This window comes from Sphaerisporangium sp. NPDC051011 (assembly GCF_040653595.1).
Classification (GTDB): domain Bacteria; phylum Actinomycetota; class Actinomycetes; order Streptosporangiales; family Streptosporangiaceae; genus Sphaerisporangium.
On the sequence record NZ_JBFAGG010000010.1, the window covers coordinates 173,485 to 192,642 of the forward strand.

Consider the following 19,158-nt stretch of genomic DNA (forward strand, 5'->3'; position numbering starts at 1 on the left):
GCATTCCGGGCGAACGGCGCGATTCCTAGCTTCGATGGCATGGCAATCATCGAGATCACCAATCTGCGAAAGCTGTACGGAGACCACGTGGCGGTGGACGACGTGTCGTTCGCCGTCGAGGAGGGGGAGGTCTTCGGCGTCGTCGGCCGCAACGGGGCGGGCAAGACGACGACGGTCGAATGCCTCTCGGGGCTGCGCGCGGCCGACGGCGGGACGATCGCCGTCACCGGCCTGGACCCGCGCCGCGACCGCGACGAGCTGCGGCGGCGGGTCGGCGTCCAGCTCCAGGACTGCTCGCTGCCCGACAAACTGCGCGTGCACGAGGCGCTGCGGCTGTACGCGTCGTTCTACGACCGGCCCGCGCGCTGGGAGGACCTGCTGGAGGAGGTCGGGCTCGGCCCCAAACGCGACACGGCGTTCGCGAAGCTGTCCGGCGGCCAGCGGCAGCGGCTGTCCATCGCGCTGGCGCTGGTCGGCGACCCTCGCGTGGCGATCCTGGACGAGCTGACCACCGGCCTGGACCCGCACGCGCGGCGCGAGACCTGGGAGCTCATCGAGGCGGTCAAGGCCCGTGGCGTCACGATCGTGCTGGTCACGCACTTCATGGAGGAGGCCGAGCGGCTCTGTGACCGGATCGCGGTGATCCACCGGGGGCGCGTCGCGGCGGTGGACACGCCCGCCGGTCTGATCGGGAGGGTGGACGGCACGCTGCGCGTCACCTTCCGCTGCCCGCCCGGCTCCGAGGGCGTGCTGCGGTCCGTCCCCGAGATCACGCGAGTCGTCCGGGACGGCGACGAGGTGACGGTGACCGGGGGCGAGGACGTGTTGCTCGCGCTCACCACCGCGCTCTCCGCCCACCGGATCGTCCCCACGGGGCTGCGCGTGGAGCGGGCCACGCTCGACGACGCCTTCCTCGCCATCACCGGCCACGCGGCCACCGACGAAGCCTAGGAGATCCAGAAATGTCGCCCACCACCCGCACGACGTCCGGCGGCGCCCTGGCCGGCCGCGCAGCCCTGCGGACGCTCCTGCGCACCGAGTTCACGCTCTACCTGCGGGAGCCGCTGACGGCGTTCTTCACGCTGCTGCTCCCCCTCGGCCTGCTGCTGATCCTGGGCAGCGCCATCCCGGGCTTCCGCGACCCGGACCCGAGCCTCGGCGGGGAACGCGTCGTGGACACCCAGCTCCCCGTGATGATGATCGTGCTGTCCGTGATGGTCTCCGCGTTCTCGGTGATCCCCTCGGTGCTCGCGGTGTACCGGGAACGCGGGGTTCTGCGCCGGATGTCCGTCACCCCCGTCTCGCCGGCGGCGCTACTGCTGACCCAGCTCGTGATCAACCTGGTGACGGCGGTCGTCGCGGCGCTGCTGATGATCGTGTTCGGCAACCTGGTGTTCGGCACGCGGGTGCCCGCGCAGCTCCCGGTGTTCGCGCTCGCGTTCGTGCTCGGGGTGTGCGGACTGTTCGCGCTCGGCCTGTGCCTGGCGGCCGTCGTCCCGAACAGCCGCGTCGCCGGAGGCATCGGCTCGGCCGTGATGTTCCCCCTGATGTTCCTGGCAGGCATGTGGGTACCGCGCGAGTTCATGCCCGAGGTCCTGCGGAGGATCGGCGACTTCACGCCCACCGGCGCCTTCGGCCAGGCCATGCGCGACGCCTGGGCCGGGACGACCCCCGAGACGCTGCACCTCGCCGTCCTCGCCGTCTGGGCCGTGGGCGCGACGCTGCTCGCGGCCCGCACGTTCCGCTGGGAGTGACGGACCGCCGCACCGCCGACATCCTCATGGCGACCGCCCGGCGACAGACCAGGGACGGGGACGACCCCCCTGTGGCATCCTCGAAGCTATGATCACCCTCGCCCACATGAGCGACGTCCACATCGACGGCGCCCCCAGGAGCGCCGAGCGGGTCGAGCGGGTCGTTCGCCATCTGTCCGGGCTCGCGGGCCCCATCGACGCCGTGCTGGTCACCGGCGACATCGCCGACCACGGCGCCGCGGAAGAGTACGAGCTCGCCCGCGAGCTGCTGCGCTTCCCCTATCCCTCCATCGTCTGCCCCGGCAACCACGACAGCCGTCCGGAGTTCCGCAAGGCGTTCCTCGGCGAGGCCGACGGCGGCTCAGAGCCCGTCAACCAGGTGCTGGAGGCCGGCGGCGCGACGATCGCGCTGTGCGACTCCAGCATCCCGGGCAAGAACGAGGGCTACCTCGACGACGGGACGCTGCGCTGGCTCGCCGGCGTCGTCGAGTCGGCGCCCGGGCCCGTGCTGGTGGGCATGCACCACCAGCCGGTGCCGATCGCCATCCCCTACATCGACGAGATCGGCCTGCTGGAGCCCGAGCGTCTGGAGGAGCTCGTCAGGGCGTATCCGCAGATCGTGGGCATCCTGATCGGCCACGCCCACACGGCGGCCGCCACGATGTTCGCCGGGCGGCCCGTCTACGTCGCGCCCGGGGTGGTCTCGCAGGCGCTGCTGCCGCAGGAGTCGCCGGCCATCCCGCCGGTCGCCTTCGACGTGCCGCCGGGGTTCGCGCTGCACGTCATCTCCGACGACGGCAGGTTGACGACGCACGCCCGCGTGGTGCCCTGACCCTGCCCATGACCCTGACGCGCCCCGAGCAGCCTGCGGGGCCCCGGGCCCTGCCTGCCCATCTCGTCGGCCGGGTTGATCAGCGGGCACCGGTCGATCGACAGGCAGCCGCAGCCGATGCAGTCGGTGAACTCGTCGCGCAGTTGCTGCAGCCTGCGCATGCGCTCGTCCAGTTCCTCCCGCCAGCATTCCGACATCCGCTGCCAGTCGGCGCGGGTCGGGATGTGGTCCGGCGGGAACAGGGCGAGGATCGCGGCGATCTCCGCCAGGGGGATGCCCACGCGCTGGGCCATGCGGATCAACGCCACGCGGCGCAGCATGTCGCGCCGGTACCGCCGCTGGTTGCCGGTGGTACGACGGCTGCTGATCAACCCCTGCTTCTCGTAGAAGTGCAGCGCCGAGACGCTCACGCCGCTGCGTTCGGCGAGCTCGCCCACGCTGAGCTCCATGCCCCGGGCTGGGGAATCGGTCATGGCCGGCACACTCCGCTCCGCTCACTTGACCTCAAGATTACTTGAGGTTTAGCGCGCACCGGCGCGCGGGAATATTCCGGTGGCGCTGGCGGTGAAGAAGCAGCTCAAATGCATGCAGTACCACCCAGCCCTGGCCACCGGCTTCACGGCCAAGCCCTGCCAGGACTTCCGCCCCCGTAACCTCAGCCGTTAAGGCTTAGTGCGGGGCCATGTCCACGAACCGGCTGTAATGCCCCTGGAAGGCGACGGTCACCGTGGCCGTCGGCCCGTTACGGTGCTTGGCCACGATCAGATCCGCCTCCCCCGCCCGCGGCGACTCCCGCTCGTAGGCGTCCTCCCGATGCAAAAGGATGACTACGTCCGCATCCTGCTCGATTGAGCCGGATTCGCGAAGGTCCGACACTTGTGGGCGTTTGTCGGTGCGTTGTTCGGGACCGCGGTTGAGCTGGGAGATCGCGATCACGGGCACCTCGAGCTCCTTGGCGAGCAGCTTGAGCGCACGCGAGATCTCGGAGACCTCCTGCTGCCGGCTCTCGGTCTTCTTGGGCGAGCTCATGAGCTGCAGGTAGTCGACGATGACGAACCGCAGGTCGTGCCGCTGCTTGAGCCGCCGGCACTTGGCCCGGATCTCCATCATCGACATGTTCGGCGAGTCGTCGATGAACAAAGGGGCCTCGGCGACCTCGCTCATCCGGCGCGCCAGCCGCTGCCAGTCATCGTCGTTCATCGTCCCCGCCCGCATGGCATGCAACCCCACCCGCGCCTCAGCCGACAACAACCGCATGGTGATCTCGTTACGCGACATTTCCAGCGAGAACACCACAGTGGTCATGTGATGCCTGATGGCGGCCGACCTGGCGAAGTCCAGCCCCAGAGTGCTGTTGTGCGTGGGAATGCACGAACGGCTCGCGAGGTACATATGGTCGCCGTTGTCGACCTCGACACAGCGCACGGGACGCGACGGAACAGGCCGCACATCGACGATGTACCTCACCCGGGTCGCCGCGTGAGGGGTGGCGACCTGCCGCTCGGCCTTCCGAGGCAGCCGGAACACCGTGTCGGCCGTCGTAAAATTGATCATGTAGCACGTCGACGACTCCGCCGACCTGCCCGCAACCGCCTTCGTCCGCATGGTCGCCCTGATGCCGAGGCTCAGAACGAGTTCCAGCGTGTCCTCGGCGAGCCTGCGGTTGGTGACGGCGAACTGGATCTGCCCGCTGCGGCTCACGAAGCCGTCGGTGTCCAACAGTCCGGCCAGTAGATCGCGCCTCTGGGCCACGGAGGCGCGCAGGTAACTGCGGGGGATGTGCTTGTTGTCCAGAACACCGAGCGTGCGAAGAGGCCCTTGTACGCTGCCGTGGCGATTTCTGCAACTCTGGCACCGGCGCAGGCCACTCGACGGACCACCGCAGTCAGGGCACGCCGGCGCGGGAACAGGGGCGGACACCAAGCGGGCCTTGCCCCCGCATCTCCGGCCGCAGGTGCGCACCTGTGACGTCTGGGGAACGAAAGAGGCTCCGCAGACGACGCATTCGCGCGCCGGTATCGGATCCGGCTCGGGAAGCGCCATCGCGTAGGCCGACGAGGACCCCACTCGGGTGATGCGCAGGCCTTCGGCTTCGAGGTTGGCGATGATCTCCGGGTCGATCGTGGTGAAGCGCGCGGAGGAGCTGTGACCGTCGCCGAGCCACACCCCGAGCGCGTACGGCGACAGGGGAAGGTCCTTTTCGGCGAGTTCGAACGGTGCCGCCACCTCGACCGCGTGGTTCGGGCGCCGGTCGGCCCCGCAGCGGAGTGTCGCGGCGATCTGTTCGGTGGTGACGGTTTCCGGGTGAAGCGCCGTTGTCGCGGCGTTCTTCGGCCTGCGCACTCTCTCGTCGAGGGCTTCAAAGAGTGCCGAGGCCGGGTAGGCGGGCGCGGTCCAGGTGTAACTCCACCGAGGTCCGCTGACCGCGACCGGTACCTTGCCGGTTGTGCCGACCGCCCTCTGTACGGTGTGAAGCACGTGCCGGAACTCTTGTCCCACGGCGGCGAGCGCCTCCTGATGGGTCACATGCCTGCCGGGTTCGACCAACGAGGCCGTGTAAGCCTTCCTGACGCGCTCCACGGCTTCGTCCGGCCAGTAGAGCGAACGCTTGTGCTCCGCCTGACGACGACTCGCGCGCGTCGTCGTGCGCCACTGGTGCCGGGAATCCGCGACGATCACCGTGCCGTCGCTGAACTCCACCTCGTAGCACGGCCTGCCGTACATGACCTCCGTCGCCGCGGTCACGCGCGTGGGCTTGCCGTCCGCGCCGATCAGGTGGTCACCGGGCTGGACCTCGCCCATGGTCGTCCAGCCGGTCGGCGTGGGCAACGGTGTGTCGAGCGCCAATGCCTTGCCGATTGCCGGACGTGCGGCCACGACGATCATTTGGCCCGGGTGGAGGCCGTTCATGAGGGCGTCGAGGTCCTGGAAGCCGGTGGGGACGCCGACCATCTGGCCGCTGCGGCTGCCGATGGCCTCGATCTCGTCCAGGGCGCCGGGCATGATCTCCGACAGCGGGCGGTAGTCCTCGCTGGTGCGGCGCTCGGTGACGGCGTAGATCTCGGCCTGGGCGCGGTCGACGAGCTCGTCGACCTCTTCGTTCTGCCCGCCATAGCCGTAGGACACGATGCGGGTGCCGGCCTCGATGAGCCGCCGGAGGATCGCCTGCTCGCGGACGATCTTCGCGTAGTAGCCGGCGTTGGCGGCCGTGGGGACGACGGCGGTGAGGGTGTGGACGTACGCGCCGCCGCCGACACGGGCGATCTCGCCGCGCCGGGACAGTTCGTTGAAGACGGTGACGGCGTCGGCGGGGTCGCCGCGCCCGTACAGGTCGAGGACGGCGTCGTAGATGATCTGGTGCGCGGGCCGGTAGAAGTCGTCGGAGCGCAGGATCTCGACGACGTCGGCGATGGCGTCCTTGGAGAGGAGCATGCCGCCCAGCACCGACTGCTCGGCCTCGATGTTGCTGGGAGGGGTGCGTTCGAACGGAGCGTCGAAGGCCGGTGCCACCTCACTGCTCACCTGGCGCCCTCCCTTGTGCTTCCCGGCACCCCCGAAGTAGCCGGGGTGACAGTTTCGCCGGTATCGAACGAACCGGCAACGCGTCCTGTAGACAACGCTGTGGAAGAGCTGTGGATAAGGTGTGCAGTTCTCGCCGTGGCATGTGGGAACGCTGGGGACAACCCTGTGGATAACCGAGAAGCTTTCTCCACAACCCCTTGCTGAGCAGCGAAAACGCTGTCCACTAGCTGTGGAAGAAAGAAAGTCGCGGTGACACGCGGGCCAAGCCGGGGCCCGCCGTCGAGCTGAGAGACGTAAGGGGCAAAATAGACCAGTGGCCCTTACCTCACGCGCCTCCCGCGTCGGCAGCCGAGAGATACTGAGACTCGCCGTCCCGGCCTTCGGGGCCCTGGTGGCCGAGCCTCTCTTCATTCTCGCGGACTACGCCATCGTCGGACGCCTCGGCACCCTCGCCCTCGGCGCGCTCGGCATCGCAGGCACGGCTCTCACGTCCCTGGTCAACGTGTGCGTGTTCCTCGCGTACGGCACGACCGCGGCCGTGGCCCGGCAGGTGGGCGCCGGTGACCTGCCGCGAGCCGTCAAGCAGGGTGTGGACGGGCTGTGGCTCGCCGCCGCGATCGGGGTGGCCCTGATCGCCGTGGGCTGGCCGCTCGCCCCCTGGATCGTCGAGCTGTTCGGCGCCTCCCCCGGCGTCGCCGGCCAGGCGGTGACCTACCTGCGGATCAGCCTGCTCGGCACTCCGTCCATGCTCGTCATCCTGGCCGGGACGGGCATCCTGCGCGGGCTGCAGAACACGGCGGTCCCGCTGGTCGTCTCGATCGGCTCGTTCGCGCTGAACGCCGCGCTCAACGCCCTGTTCGTGCTGGTCCTCCGCTGGGGCATCGCGGGGTCGGCCTGGGGGACCGTCCTGGCCCAGGCGCTCGGGGCGGTGGTCTACGTGCTGGTCGTCGTCAGGGCCGCCCGCGAGCACCACGTGCCGGTACGGCCGGACCTCGCCGGGATCCGCGACGCGGGCACGGCCGGGATCGCGCTGCTGATCCGCACCGTCTGCATGCGCGTCGTACTGATCGTCGCGACGGCGGTCGCCACGCGCATGGGCGACGCGCCGCTCGCCGCGCACGCGATCGCCACCCAGATCTGGACCCTGCTGGCCTTCGCCCTCGACGCGATCGCCATCGCCGGGCAGGCGATCACCGGGCGGACGCTCGGCGCCGGGGACGTCCACCTCACGCGTTCGGCCACCCGGACGATGGTGATCTGGGGCGTCGGTTACAGCGTGGTGCTCGGGCTGGCCATCGTCCTGCTGCGCCCGGTCCTGCCGGGTCTGTTCGGGGCGGACCCGGAGGTGAGCGCCGAGTTGGTGTCGGTCCTGTGGGTGGTGGCGCTGCTCCAGCCGCTCGCGGGCGTGGTGTTCGTCCTGGACGGGGTGCTCATCGGGGCGGGCGACCGGCGCTTCCTGGCCTGGGCGTCCGCGCTGACCACGCTCGCCTACCTGCCCGCCGCGTACGCGGTCGTCCGCTCGGGCGGCGGGCTGGTGGCGCTGTGGCTCGCGCTCGGGGTGTGGATGGCGGCGCGGCTGGCCACGCTGGGGTGGCGCGCGTACGGCCGCGCGTGGCTGGTGACCGGCGCCTGATCCCGTAGCGAGGCCACACCGCCATGAATCAGACGCTTCGGGCCTCCAGGACCCTTCTGAGGAACTCGCGGGTGCGCTGCTGCCGGGGCTCGGTGAAGATCTGCTCGGGCGGGCCCTGCTCCAGCAGGACGCCCCCGTCCAGGAAGCACACCTTGTCGGCGATGTCACGGGCCAGGCCCATCTCGTGCGTGGCCAGGACCATCGTCATACCCGTCGCCTTGAGCTCGCGGATGACCTCCAGCACCTCGCCGACCAGGGCCGGGTCGAGCGCCGAGGTCACCTCGTCCAGCAGGAGCAGCCGCGGGCGGGTGGCCAGGGCCCTGATGATCGCCACGCGCTGCTGCTGGCCTCCCGAGAGGCGGTCGGGGTAGGCGCCGGCCTTGTCCGCCAGGCCGAAGCGCGCCAGCAGCTCGCGGGCCTCCTCCTCCGCCCGCGCCCTCGCCACCCCGTGCACCTTCCTCGGGGCCAGCGTGATGTTGCCGAGCACGGTCATGGACGGGAAGAGGTTGTAGGACTGGAACACCATGCCGATGCGCTTGCGCACATCGTCGGGGTCGGTCCGCACGTCGGTGATCTCGGCGCCGTCGAGGCGGATGACGCCGTCGTCGACGGTCTCCAGGAGGTTGACGCAGCGCAGCAGCGTCGACTTGCCCGACCCGGAGGCGCCGATCAGGCAGACCACCTCGTGGGAGTCCACCGACAGGTCGATGCCGCGCAGCACGTGGTGGCCGTGGTAGTTCTTCCAGACGTTCTCGACGCGCAGGACGGCGTCCTCTGTGTCCTGTGTGTCCTCTGTGTCCTCGGAGGCCCGCCCCGCCGTCTCCCTGGGTCCGCTCACGCGCCTCGCCGCCTCTGGGACCTGGCCGCCAGGTAGTCGGTGAACCGGGCCATCGGGATCGTCAGCGCGATGAACAGCAGCGCCGACGCCAGGTAGGGGGTGTAGTTGAAGGTGTCGGCCGCGTGGATCTGCGCCTGGCGCAGCGCCTCCAGCGGCCCGATCGTGGCGACCAGGGCGGTGTCCTTCTGCAGCGAGACGAAGTCGTTGAGCAGCGGCGGGACGACCCGGCGCACGGCCTGGGGCAGCACCACGAAGCGCACCGTCTGGCCCTGCGTGAGACCGAGGGAGCGGGCGGCGGCGCGCTGACTGGGGTGCACCGAGTCGATGCCCGCCCGGAACACCTCGGCGACGTACGCGCCGTACGACAGCGTCAGCGCGATCACGCCCAGGGTGGCAAGGTCGGACGGCATGCCCTGGAGCTCCAGCGCCGGGAGGCCGAAGCCGACGAGATAGATGACCAGGATCGTCGGCACGCCGCGGAAGACGTCGGTGTACAGGACGGCGAGGGCGCGCAGGGGGAAGAACACCGGCGTGTGCAGGGTGCGCACCAGCGCCACGAGCAGGCCCACGACGAGGATCAGCGGCTCGGCGATCAGGAAGATCTTGATGTTGAGCAGGAACCCGGCGAGCACGTCGGGGAACGCGTCGCCGAACTGGCCGAGGTCGAAGAAGGTCTCCTTGACCCTCGGCCAGCCCGGCGACGCGGTGACCAGCCAGACGAGCAGGACGACGAAGACGATCGTGGAGACGGTCGCCACCGAACTGGAGCGCAGGTCCCTGCGGCGGCGCAGGCGCTCGCGTTCACGCTGGAGCTCGCTCTTGACCCATTCGCCGCCGCCCTCTGAGGGCTCCCCGCGTGGCGCGTCCGCCGGGGGACCGGGCGCGTCCGCGATCCCCCCGCCGGACGGGTGCGTCACTTCAGTTCCGGCGCACCGGCCGCGGCGCCGAGCCACCGGGTCTCGATGTTCGCCAGCTCACCGGAGGACTTCAGCTCGCCGATCGCCGCGTTGACGCAGCTCACGAGCGGGCTGCCCTTCTGGAAGACCAGGCCGAACTGCTCGGCCGTGCCGTCGGCGCTGCCGAACTGGCCGACGATCTTCGACCCGTCGACCTGGGCGGCGGTGACGTAGAAGGCGGTCGGCAGGTCCACCACCAGGACGTCGACCTGCTTGTTCTTCAGGGCGTTCACGGCGTCGATCTGCTCGTTGTAGACGTTCGGCTCGGCGCTCGGCGCGACGGAGTTCTTCACGGCGGTGAGGGACGTCGTGCCGACCTGGACGCCGATCTTGGCGTCCTTCAGGTCGGCGAGGGAGGTGACGGAGGCGAACTTGGAGCCGTCGAGGGCGACGGCCGCCTGCTTGACCGTGTAGTACCCGTCGCTGAAGTCGACGGCCTTCTGCCGCGCGGGGGTGATCGACACCTGGTTGATGTCGAAGTCGAACTGCTTCTGGCCGGGCGCGAACGCCGAGTTGAAGGGGGCGACCGTCCAGGTCACCTCGTTCTGCGCGAAGCCCAGCTTGCCGGCCACCGCGGCGGCGACGGCCCCCTCGAACCCCTCGCCGTTGGACGGCTTGTCGTCCTTGAACCACGGTTCGTAGGCCGGCTTGTCGGTGCCGATGGTCAGCGTGCCGGGCTTGAGCAGCTTGAGCTGGTCCTTCCCGCAGGTCGATGACGCCGAGGGCGCGGCGGTCGTCGGCGCGCCGGAGGCGGAGGTGGTGTCGGAGGCCGGAGCGCACGCCACCACCACCATCGCGAGGGCGCCGAGCGCCGGCGGCATCCAGGGACGGAGCATTCAAGCCTCCACAGGGGGTTCTACCGAGGGAATTCGTCGCTCAGGATATCGGCTGCCACGGATTCGCCCATACATCACTATTAGGGCAGAAAGCATAGCTATCAGGGCGAGCCGCCCCCGCGGCTCCCCGAGGCCGGCCGCCGTGAACCGGGCGCTCCCGGCGATCGTACGCCCGCCCACCCCGCGTCCACGGCGGTCCTGCGAGGTTCGCCCTGAGCGTCGAAGGCCGAAACATCGAAAGGCCGAAACGTCGAAGGGCCCCTCCCGGATTCGGGAAGGGCCCTCACAGGTTCGACGATCACACCGCTCAGGCGCCGAGGATCTCGACGTCGATGTTCGCCGCGACCTCGGGGTGCAGCCGGACCGAGATGCGGTGGGAACCGACGCTCTTGATCGGGCTGGTGATCTCGATGCGGCGGCGGTCGAGCTGGGGACCACCGGCGGCCTTCACCGCGTCGGCGATGTCGGCTGTGGTCACCGAGCCGAACAGGCGGCCGGACTCACCCGCGCGCGTCTTCAGCGTCACCCGCAGGGCGCCGAGCCGACCGGCGACCTCCTTGGCGGTGCCGAGGTCGCGGATCTCGCGGGCGTCGCGCGCCTTCTTGATGGAATCGATCTGCTTCTCGCCGCCACGGGTCCAGCGCAGGGCGAAACCGCGGGGGATGAGGTAGTTGCGGCCGTAGCCGTCCTTGACCTCGACGATGTCACCGGGGGCGCCGAGGCCCGAGACCTCGGTCGTGAGAATGAGCTTCATATCTCGCAGGCCTCCTGTCAGCGCGCGGTGCTCGTGTACGGCAGCAGGGCCATCTCACGGGCATTCTTGATCGCCGTCGCCACGTCGCGCTGGTGCTGGGTGCAGTTGCCCGTCACCCGGCGGGCACGGATCTTGCCGCGGTCGGAGATGAACTTCCGCAGCAGCGCCGTGTCCTTGTAGTCGACGTAGGAGATCTTGTCATGGCAGAACAGGCAAACCTTCTTCTTCGGCTTGCGCAGTGCCGGCTTCGCCATCGTGGTGCTCCTCCTAAGAGAGCCCCGCGTGATGCGGGAATGGTCGATCGGTTACTGGATGAATCGTGATGGGTCAGAAAGGCGGTTCGTCGCTGAGGTCGCCGCCCGAGCCGCCGTAGCCGCCCTGGTTGTAGCCGCCCCCGCCGCCTCCGCCGCCGCCGTAGTTGCCGCCGCCGCCGCCACCGCCGAAGCCGCCGCCGCCACCGGGCGGGGTCGGAGTGGCCGAGGCCCACGGGTCGTCACCGCCGCCGAAGCCGCCGCCCCCGCCCCCGCCGCCCTGACGCGCGGTCTTGTTGACCTTGCACGTCGCGTTGCGCAGGGACGGGCCGACCTCGTCGACCTCGACCTCGTAGACGGTGCGCTTCTCGCCTTCCTTGGTCTCGTACGACCGCTGGCGCAGCCGGCCCTGGAGGATGACCCGCATGCCGCGCTGGAGGCTCTCGGCGACGTTCTCTGCCGCCTGGCGCCAGACGTTGCACGTCAGGAAGAGGCTCTCGCCGTCCTTCCACTCGTTGGTCTGACGGTCCATGAACCGCGGAGTGGACGCGATGCGGAACCGCGCCACGGCCTGCCCCGAAGGGGTGAAACGCAGCTCGGGATCGTCGACAAGGTTGCCGACGATGGTGATCGTGGTGTCGCCTGCTGCCATGGTCGCTCTCGCCTTCCTGCGTGAATCTGCGCAGCCTGTTGGGCCTCAGAGTACGGCTACCGCCCGACAAAAAGCCGGGCTTCGGCATGACCCGAAGCTCAGTGCATGTCGGGGCGCAGCACCTTGGTCCGCAGAATGCCCTCGTTCAGGTTGAGCTGGCGGTCCAGCTCCTTGACCGTGGCCGGCTCGGCCGTCAGGTCGATGACGGCGTAGATGCCCTCGCCCTTCTTGGCGATGTCGTAGGACAGCCGGCGACGACCCCATACGTCGACCTTCTCCACCGTGCCGCCGTCGTTGCGGACGACACCGAGGAACTGGTCGAGCGAGGGAGTCACCGTGCGCTCATCGAGGGACGGGTCGAGGATGACCATCACTTCGTAACGACGCATGTGGACTTCCAACCTCCTCTGGACTTTCGCGGTCACGACACCATGCCGTGACAGGAGGACGCCGACGCTCTCGCACCCGCTTTCGGAAGGGGAGCGACCACGCGGTGGTGACACGCGTAGCAAGCGCAGCCCAAGCAGTCTACCAGGGGCACTGACCGTCCCCGAGCGATTGTCGGCGGGCGGTAACGGGAAGGCACGAAGAGTAGGAAGGAGGAACGGTGGACACCATGTCACAACCCCCAGGCTCTGAGCGCCGGTCCCACCTCACCCTCAACACGGACGGCAAGAGGCATCCCCTGGAGAACGCCCTGACCGTGTCCGCCCTGGCCTGCGGCCTGATCGCGTTCGTGAGCGGGCTGATCGTCTCCGCCCACGTGGTCGCCACCTGGGCCGGGGTCGCGGGGTTCATCGGAGGGCTGTACGCGCAGTACGTCTCGGCGACGACCGCCGAGCGCTCGCTCAACATCGTCGCCATCGTCGCGTCGTTCGTCGGCACGGCGGTCGGCATCTACCACGGCGGGTTCATCCCCTGAGCCGCCGCCCCTGAGCCGCCGCGTGGCGGCGAGACGACGGGGCGCCCCCGAGACGCCCGCGCCGGTCACGCGGCGGTGCGCGGCCGTCGTCACGAGCCCCCGATGTGGAGGTCGACGCCGAGCAGGATGAGAACCAGAGGAAGATCGCGAGCAGGGCTTGGGCGCCTGGCGCCTCCACTGCCCCTGCTCACGTGCTCGAAACGACTACGCTCGTCCCCATGGTTCGCATCGGAGCTCACGTCGACCGGGACGACCCACTGGCCCACGCCGCGCTGTGTGAGGCGGAGGTCGTGCAGTTCTTCCTTGGTGATCCTCAGGGCTGGAAGGGGCCGGAGTTCCCCGCCTCCGTCGACGCGCTGAAGGCCTCGGAGATCGACGTCTACGTCCACGCGCCCTACGTCATCAACGTCGCCACGGCGAACAACCGCATCCGCATCCCGAGCCGCAAACTGCTCGCGGGCCAGCTGGAGGCCGCGGCCTCGATCGGCGCCAAGGGCCTGATCGTGCACGGCGGGCACGTGAACAAGGACGACGACGCCCAGATCGGCTTCGACAACTGGCGCAAGGTGTTCGAGCGGCTGGAGACGCCGATCCCCGTCCTGATCGAGAACACCGCGGGCGGCGGCAACGCGATGGCGCGCCGGCTGGAGCGCATCGCCCGGCTGTGGGAGGCGCTGGACGGGTTCGAGGTCGGCTTCTGCCTGGACACCTGCCACGCGCACGCGGGCGGCGAGGATCTCGTGGACGTCGTCGAGCGGGTGAAGGCGATCACCGGCCGCATCGACCTGGTCCACTGCAACGACTCGCGCGACGCCTTCGACTCCGGCGCGGACCGGCACGCCAACCTCGGCAAGGGCCAGATCGACCCCGAGCTGATCCTGGGGGTGTGCCGGGCGGCGGGGGCGCCGATCGTCGTGGAGACCCCCTCCGACGGGCAGGCGGCCGACATCGCCTTCCTGCGCGAGCACCTTTGATCCACAGCCTGTGGATAAATCCCCTGGATTACGGGAGCGCGAAAGCGGGTAAGGCGGCCCAGCGCCTCAGCCCGCCCAGGCTCCTTCGATGAACGTCATGGTGTTCAGCACCATCAACGGCCCGGCCACCAGGGCGTACGCCAGCAGGACGGATCGGTGCCGCACGCCGGTCCGCCCGAGCATCACCCACAGCGGCCACCACAGCAGCGCGGCGCGCGGGATCGACAGGTAGTACGCGGAGAACATCAGCGCCCCGACCTGGAGCCCGACGTACACGAACTCGCTCCACCGGCGCGCGACCAGCAGCCACGCCACCACGGCGACCCCGGCCACCGCGCCCGCGATCTCCATCCGGAACGCCCAGGCGAACTGGCCGTCCCCGGTCGCCATCTGCCAGGTCGTCCAGAAGGACTGCCATGGCCAGACCATCTGGCGGCCCCAGCCGGCCTCCTGGGCGTGCTGCCAGGCGAGCCAGTCGCCCGTGCGCGCGTACTGGTACAGCGAGTACAGCACCAGCGGGACGAAAGGGACGAACAGCCAGGGGACGCCGCGCGTCCTCCCCCGCTGCGCCACGAACTCCACGATCAGCGCCAGGGCCAGGAACAGCCCGGTGATGCGCACGCAGGACGCCCCCGCGGCCAGCAGCCCGGCGGCCGCCCAGTTGCGCCGCCGCGCGTACAGCCAGGCGGGGATCGCGAAGGCCAGGAACAGCGACTCGGTGTACCCGGCGAACAGGAACACCGCCGTCGGGCACAGCACCAGCGCCAGAACGGCGCGCCACCCCGCGCCCTCGGGCCCCTCGAAGTCGGCGAGCCGGGCGAGCGCCGTCATGGCGATCAGGCCGGCGACCAGCGAGATCAGCAGCCCGGCCAGCGACCAGTCGGGCACGATCACGTGGACGAGTCGCAGGGCGAGGGGCATCCCCGGGAAGAAGGCGGGCAGTCCCTGGTCGGGGTCCGCCGCGGGATCGCCGTCATAGCCGTACCTCGCGATGTCCACCAGGAGCTTGGCGTCCCAGTGCTGCCAGCGGTCGAGGAACGACGGCAGGTCCTCGTCCCGCGTGAGAACGCCCGCCCCGACCGTCGCCACCAGGACGATTCCCGCCCGTGACCCGAGCCACAGCGCCAGGACGTCGCCCGCCGTCCTGTGCACCCGCACGGGCGAAACGGTCTCCGGGGGGATCGTTTGCACACAGTGGAGAATAAGGGGTCATCCTTGGCCACAACCGAGCGTACGGCGCGTCCGCCCCGTAGCGCCCTCGCGCGGGCGATCGTGGCGAGCCCCCTGAAATGAGCCCATGAACCAGGCCGCTAAACGGCGCCCTCGGCCCGCGCGGTCGCGGGACGCGGCGCCGGCGCGAGGACGAAGTGATCCGGCGCGCCGTCGAAGACGCCGCCCAAAGGATCGTCCACGCCGCCCTGCCTGATCACGTCGTGCTCAGGCCGCAGGATGTCCCGGACCACGAACGCGGCCATGATCGCGATCGTCAGCACCCGGCCCCACACGGCCGTGTAGTACGCGCCGTCGCCGATGCCGAGCGTCTCGTCGCCCCCCTGAGTGACCAGGTAGAGCCAGATCGCGAAGAAGTACCAGCATTCGGCCACCTGCCACAGCACCAGCGGCTTCCAGTTCGGCCTGGCCAGCACCGCGAACGGCACGAGCCACAGCACGTACTGCGGAGACCACACCTTGTTGGTGACCATGAACGCGGCCAGCACCAGGAAGGCGAGCTGCATCAGCCTCGGCCTGGTCCGGGCGGTGAAGGTGAGCACGGCGATCGCCAGGCAGAGCACCGCGAACGATCCGATGCCCAACATGTCCAGCTTGTCGCCGTCCCCGAGGAACGGCCACTGCTCGCGCTGGAAGAAGAACCACACCGATCCCCAGTCGGCGCCGCGCTCGCTGCTGAAGACGTAGAACCTCTTCCAGCCGTCGAAAGCGAGCACCATGATCGGCAGGTTGACGACCACCCACGTCACGACGGTGCCGCCGAGTGCCCAGAGGAACGCGGGGAACTTGCGGGTGCGCAGCGCCAGCAGGAACAACGGGCCGAAGAAGACGACCGGGTAGAACTTCGTGGCGATGGCGAGCCCGAGGAGCACGCCCGTCAGGACGTGTCGGCGCCGCGACCAGGCGAGGAAGGCGCCGAGGCTCAGCGCGCCGCACAGCAGGTCCCAGTTGATGAACGCCGTGAGGATCACGGCGGGGGCCAGTGCGTACCACGCGGCGTCCCACGGCCGTCCCTGAGCACCCGCGAGCATCACCATGATGACGACGCCGGCGACCAGGGACAGGCTCATGACCAGCACGGTGAGGTCGAAGAACCACACCCCCGGCTCGTTCAGCCCGGACACGAGCTTCTGGATGACCCACATCAGCCCGCCGATGCCGACCGGATACTCGACGGGATGCCCGAAGTAGGGGGCCATGCCCTGGTCGAGCTTCTCGTTCCACCACAGCGGATAGATGTCGGTGTAGCAGAACCTGAGGAACTGCTGTGTGCCGTCGTTCCACGCGCCGCCGAACCGGCACGGTGCCTTCCACGCGTAGGCCAGCACCGCGCCGAGGGCCGCGAACAGCCCCACGGGCACCAGCGGCAGCATCGCGCGGGCCGCGGGCACGGCGGAGTCGGAGACGTAGGTCGATCGGCTCATGGCGTTCTCTCGTTACCGGGAGGACGGGGTGGGCTCCGGCCGGCGTCCTCCCGAGGGCGTCGGCGTCGGCGTGGCCGCGTTCGCGGGCGTCTTCCCCGCGTTGAACGGGTCGGCGCCGTTGTTGCCGTTGTTGCCGTTGTTGCCGTTGTTGCACGAATCGTCCCACGGCAGGCAGCCGCCGTCTCCCCCGCCACCGTGGTCACCATTGCCGTTGTCGGTAGGCGGCCAGTTGTCGTCGGTGGGGAACCCGGGGTCGTTGCTCGGGGTCGGCGTCGGGGTGGGCACCGGCTTGGGCGCGAGGTCGAGCGGCGAGCCGATGTTGGACGGCGTCGGGAACTCCTCGGCCTTCTTGCCCTTCATCGCCTCCGCCATGAACGCCCGCCAGACGCGCGCCGGGACGGTACCGCCGTCGAAGTTGTTGCCCAGCGAGAGCTCGGCCCCGGTCTTGCGGTCCTCCTTGTACATGCCGACCGCGGAGGAGAGCTGCGGGGTGAAGCCGACGAACCACGCTTCCTTGTTGTTGTTGTTCGTCCCGGTCTTGCCGGCGACCGGACGGTCGGACAGCGCGGCCGCCGTACCCGTTCCGCCCTTCACCACCGACCGCAGCGCCACGATGGCGTCGGCCGCGACCTCATCGGAGATGACCTGCTTGGGCGTCTTGTCCTCGGCGATGATCTGTACACCCTGCGGGTTGACGACGCGGATCACCGTGTGGGTCGGGTAGTGCTTGCCATGGTTGGCGAAGATCGAGTAGCCGCCCGCCTGCTCGACGGGCGTCACGCCGGCGCTGCCGATGGAGAACAGGAACTTGTGCTTGGCGACGCTCTCGTCCATGCTCTCCTTGCTGAGCCCGGCGTCCTCGGCGATGCGCTTGACCGCGTCCAGCCCGACCTCGGCGCCCATCTGGCCGTAGGCCGTGTTGATGGAGTGCTGGGTCGCGTAGATGATGTCCATGGACGCGGGCGTGGAGTGGCCGTTGCTGATCGGGGTCGTCCCCTCCAGCTTGAGCGGCTGCTTACCGGTCACGTAGCTCTTGAGGCTGTGCCCGGCCTCCAGCCAGGCGGCGAGCACGTACGGCTTGAACGCCGACGCCGCCTGCTTGCGCGCCTGGAACGCCTCGTTGAACTGGTCGGGGTGCTTGCCGAGATAGTCGTTGCCCCCGTAGAACGCGACGACGCGGCCGTTGGTCGGGTCGACGGCGGCCAGGCCGGTGTGGACCTCCTTGGGCAGCCCGGCGGTCGTCTGGATCACCGCCGTCCTCGCGGCCTTCATGAGGTTCTTGTCGAACGTGGTGTAGACCTTGTACCCACCGGTGTTGATCTCCGAGCGCGGCAGGCCCTTGGCCTCCAGTTCCTTGAGCGCCTCGGTGAGCATGTAGCCGCGCAGCCCGCCGAACGCCTCGTTGTCCTTGGCCGGCTTGGGCTTGGGGAACTTCAGCGTCGTGGGGTAGGAGCCGTACTCCTTGGGGTTCAGCTTGGCCATCTGCCCGAGCACGTAGGTGAACCGGAACCGGGTGCCGGAGTAGTCCTTCTTCGCCTCGTCGTCGTCGAAGCGGCCCGGCTGCTGGATGCGGCCCGCCAGGTAGGCGGCCTCGGCCGGGGTGAGCTTCTTGACGCCGTGGCCGAAGAACGACTGCGCCGCGGCCTCGATGCCGTAGGTGTTGCGGCCGAAGGGGACGATGTTGAGGTAGTACTCCAGGACCTTGTCCTTGGGCCACTCCTTGTCGAGCTTGACGGCGATGAAGATCTCCTTGATCTTCCGCTTGACCGTGCGCTCCTGGCTGAGGCCCTTGAAGTAGTTCCTCGCCATCTGCTGGGTGATCGTGGACGCGCCCTGCACCTGCGCGCCGGTGGCGGTGCTCCACGCCGAGCGCATGATCGCGGACAGGGAGATGCCCGAGTCGCTGTAGAAGGTGGCGTTCTCGGCGCCGACCACCGCGTCGCGGACGTACTGCGGCACGTCCTCGATCTTCACGGCCCGGCGCTCAGTGCCGAGCTTGGCCATGAGGGAGCCGTCGGCGTAGTAGAAGTTGCTGCCCTGGGCGGTCGCCTGGTCCTGGGCGTCCTTTTCTGTGGGCAGCGTCGTGTTGGCGTAGGCGACGGCGATCATGCCGAAGACGCCCGCAGCCAGCACGACGAAGCTGACCATCACGATCTTCCAGTTGGGGAGGAAGCGTGTCCAGCCCCGGCGACGGCCCGGCGGCTCGTCACCGCCCTTCGCGCGCCGGCGCCCGGGACCGCCGCCGTCCCCGTCACCGGGGCCGCGTCCGCCGGGCCCCTCGGGGGGGCCGCCACGGCCCCTGCGTCCGCGGCCGTCCAGATCGCGGCTGACGATCGTGTCCGAGTGCGTTACGCCGGGGCCCTCCCGCTGGGGAGCCGCCTGGGAACGCGGCGCCACCTGGCCCATCCCCTGGGTGTCCTCGAAGGCGGCCTCCGGCCGGCGCTGGCGTGGGTCGCCGGCGCCGCCGCGCGGATCGGCCTGGCGTGGCCGCGGCCTGCCCTGCCCACCCGCCCGCGGGTCTCCGGCACCGGCCCGCGGGTCGCCCATGCCCGGGCGTTGACGGGGATCGCCCGCAGGAGG

At 69.7% G+C, this 19,158-nt stretch carries 17 protein-coding genes and 1 pseudogene; 6 read left to right on the forward strand and 12 right to left on the reverse strand.

The window, feature by feature from the left end:
• The first annotated feature begins 39 nt into the window (after positions 1–39).
• From AB0H21_RS23880 to AB0H21_RS23890, 3 genes are all read left to right on the forward strand, one after another.
• Positions 40–951, forward strand: a complete 912-nt coding sequence (locus AB0H21_RS23880; RefSeq protein ID WP_358520215.1) for an ABC transporter ATP-binding protein — start codon at positions 40–42, stop codon at positions 949–951.
• A gap of 11 nt (positions 952–962) precedes the next feature.
• Positions 963–1,754, forward strand: coding sequence for an ABC transporter permease (locus tag AB0H21_RS23885; protein ID WP_358520218.1), 792 nt, complete (start codon positions 963–965; stop codon positions 1,752–1,754).
• Between the two features lie 88 nt (positions 1,755–1,842).
• Positions 1,843–2,586, forward strand: a complete 744-nt coding sequence (locus AB0H21_RS23890) for a metallophosphoesterase (RefSeq protein ID WP_358520220.1) — start codon at positions 1,843–1,845, stop codon at positions 2,584–2,586.
• A gap of 26 nt (positions 2,587–2,612) precedes the next feature.
• Here AB0H21_RS23890 and soxR read toward each other — a convergent pair.
• Positions 2,613–3,059: pseudogene (soxR, locus tag AB0H21_RS23895) on the reverse strand (redox-sensitive transcriptional activator SoxR); the annotation flags it as partial.
• A 196-nt stretch (positions 3,060–3,255) separates the two neighbouring features.
• Positions 3,256–6,108, reverse strand: coding sequence for a replicative DNA helicase (gene dnaB / locus AB0H21_RS23900; protein ID WP_358520222.1), 2,853 nt, complete (start codon positions 6,106–6,108; stop codon positions 3,256–3,258).
• Between the two features lie 313 nt (positions 6,109–6,421).
• Here dnaB and AB0H21_RS23905 point away from each other — a divergent pair, with 313 nt between their 5' ends.
• A complete protein-coding gene (locus AB0H21_RS23905) occupies positions 6,422–7,741 on the forward strand; it encodes an MATE family efflux transporter (RefSeq protein WP_358520225.1) in 1,320 nt (439 codons plus the stop codon).
• 28 nt (positions 7,742–7,769) lie between these two features.
• On the opposite strand, the gene AB0H21_RS23910 is transcribed toward AB0H21_RS23905, so the two are convergent.
• From AB0H21_RS23910 to rpsF, 7 genes are all read right to left on the reverse strand, one after another.
• Entirely contained in the window at positions 7,770–8,504 is a 735-nt protein-coding gene (locus AB0H21_RS23910; protein WP_358520621.1) for an amino acid ABC transporter ATP-binding protein, read from the reverse strand.
• A 71-nt stretch (positions 8,505–8,575) separates the two neighbouring features.
• Complete coding sequence (locus AB0H21_RS23915; protein WP_358520227.1) at positions 8,576–9,496, reverse strand: amino acid ABC transporter permease; 921 nt, start codon at positions 9,494–9,496, stop codon at positions 8,576–8,578.
• Positions 9,493–10,371, reverse strand: a complete 879-nt coding sequence (locus tag AB0H21_RS23920) for an ABC transporter substrate-binding protein (protein ID WP_358520230.1) — start codon at positions 10,369–10,371, stop codon at positions 9,493–9,495. Before AB0H21_RS23920 ends, AB0H21_RS23915 begins: the two co-directional genes overlap by 4 nt.
• A gap of 307 nt (positions 10,372–10,678) precedes the next feature.
• Entirely contained in the window at positions 10,679–11,125 is a 447-nt protein-coding gene (gene rplI, locus AB0H21_RS23925; RefSeq protein WP_358520233.1) for a 50S ribosomal protein L9, read from the reverse strand.
• A 17-nt stretch (positions 11,126–11,142) separates the two neighbouring features.
• Positions 11,143–11,379 carry a 30S ribosomal protein S18 gene (gene rpsR, locus AB0H21_RS23930; RefSeq protein ID WP_061256131.1) on the reverse strand — a complete coding sequence of 79 codons (237 nt, stop codon included), beginning with the start codon at positions 11,377–11,379 and terminating at the stop codon, positions 11,143–11,145.
• 73 nt (positions 11,380–11,452) lie between these two features.
• Positions 11,453–12,028 (reverse strand): single-stranded DNA-binding protein, encoded by a 576-nt coding sequence (locus AB0H21_RS23935; RefSeq protein WP_358520237.1) that lies wholly within the window; start codon positions 12,026–12,028, stop codon positions 11,453–11,455.
• Between the two features lie 98 nt (positions 12,029–12,126).
• Positions 12,127–12,417: a 30S ribosomal protein S6 gene (gene rpsF, locus AB0H21_RS23940; RefSeq protein ID WP_358520240.1), complete on the reverse strand. Its 291-nt coding sequence runs from the start codon at positions 12,415–12,417 to the stop codon at positions 12,127–12,129.
• Between the two features lie 227 nt (positions 12,418–12,644).
• On the opposite strand from rpsF, the gene AB0H21_RS23945 reads away from it, so the two are divergent.
• Both AB0H21_RS23945 and AB0H21_RS23950 read left to right on the forward strand, forming a co-directional pair.
• Complete coding sequence (locus AB0H21_RS23945; RefSeq protein ID WP_358520624.1) at positions 12,645–12,950, forward strand: hypothetical protein; 306 nt, start codon at positions 12,645–12,647, stop codon at positions 12,948–12,950.
• Between the two features lie 218 nt (positions 12,951–13,168).
• Positions 13,169–13,924: a deoxyribonuclease IV gene (locus AB0H21_RS23950; RefSeq protein WP_358520242.1), complete on the forward strand. Its 756-nt coding sequence runs from the start codon at positions 13,169–13,171 to the stop codon at positions 13,922–13,924.
• Positions 13,925–13,990: 66 nt separating this feature from the next.
• On the opposite strand, the gene AB0H21_RS23955 is transcribed toward AB0H21_RS23950, so the two are convergent.
• The 3 genes from AB0H21_RS23955 to AB0H21_RS23965 form a co-directional block, all read right to left on the reverse strand.
• On the reverse strand, positions 13,991–15,115 hold the full coding sequence (locus AB0H21_RS23955; protein ID WP_358520244.1) for a mannosyltransferase family protein: 1,125 nt from the start codon (positions 15,113–15,115) through the stop codon (positions 13,991–13,993).
• A gap of 119 nt (positions 15,116–15,234) precedes the next feature.
• A complete protein-coding gene (locus tag AB0H21_RS23960) occupies positions 15,235–16,578 on the reverse strand; it encodes a glycosyltransferase 87 family protein (protein ID WP_358520247.1) in 1,344 nt (447 codons plus the stop codon).
• Positions 16,579–16,590: 12 nt separating this feature from the next.
• Complete coding sequence (locus AB0H21_RS23965) at positions 16,591–19,125, reverse strand: transglycosylase domain-containing protein (RefSeq protein WP_358520249.1); 2,535 nt, start codon at positions 19,123–19,125, stop codon at positions 16,591–16,593.
• Positions 19,126–19,158 lie beyond the last annotated feature (33 nt).

Excerpts from the sequence above, each read along its gene's own strand:
- AB0H21_RS23880 (WP_358520215.1), top strand. The coding sequence starts at position 40 with ATGGCAATCATCGAGATCACCAATCTGCGAAAGCTGTACGGAGACCAC.
- AB0H21_RS23885 (WP_358520218.1), top strand. The coding sequence starts at position 963 with ATGTCGCCCACCACCCGCACGACGTCCGGCGGCGCCCTGGCCGGCCGC.
- AB0H21_RS23890 (WP_358520220.1), top strand. The coding sequence starts at position 1,843 with ATGATCACCCTCGCCCACATGAGCGACGTCCACATCGACGGCGCCCCC.
- AB0H21_RS23920 (WP_358520230.1), bottom strand. The coding sequence starts at position 10,371 with ATGCTCCGTCCCTGGATGCCGCCGGCGCTCGGCGCCCTCGCGATGGTG.
- rplI (WP_358520233.1), bottom strand. The coding sequence starts at position 11,125 with ATGAAGCTCATTCTCACGACCGAGGTCTCGGGCCTCGGCGCCCCCGGT.
- rpsR (WP_061256131.1), bottom strand. The coding sequence starts at position 11,379 with ATGGCGAAGCCGGCACTGCGCAAGCCGAAGAAGAAGGTTTGCCTGTTC.
- AB0H21_RS23935 (WP_358520237.1), bottom strand. The coding sequence starts at position 12,028 with ATGGCAGCAGGCGACACCACGATCACCATCGTCGGCAACCTTGTCGAC.
- rpsF (WP_358520240.1), bottom strand. The coding sequence starts at position 12,417 with ATGCGTCGTTACGAAGTGATGGTCATCCTCGACCCGTCCCTCGATGAG.
- AB0H21_RS23945 (WP_358520624.1), top strand. The coding sequence starts at position 12,645 with ATGTCACAACCCCCAGGCTCTGAGCGCCGGTCCCACCTCACCCTCAAC.
- AB0H21_RS23950 (WP_358520242.1), top strand. The coding sequence starts at position 13,169 with ATGGTTCGCATCGGAGCTCACGTCGACCGGGACGACCCACTGGCCCAC.
- AB0H21_RS23960 (WP_358520247.1), bottom strand. The coding sequence starts at position 16,578 with ATGAGCCGATCGACCTACGTCTCCGACTCCGCCGTGCCCGCGGCCCGC.
- AB0H21_RS23965 (WP_358520249.1), bottom strand. The coding sequence starts at position 19,125 with ATGGGCGACCCGCGGGCCGGTGCCGGAGACCCGCGGGCGGGTGGGCAG.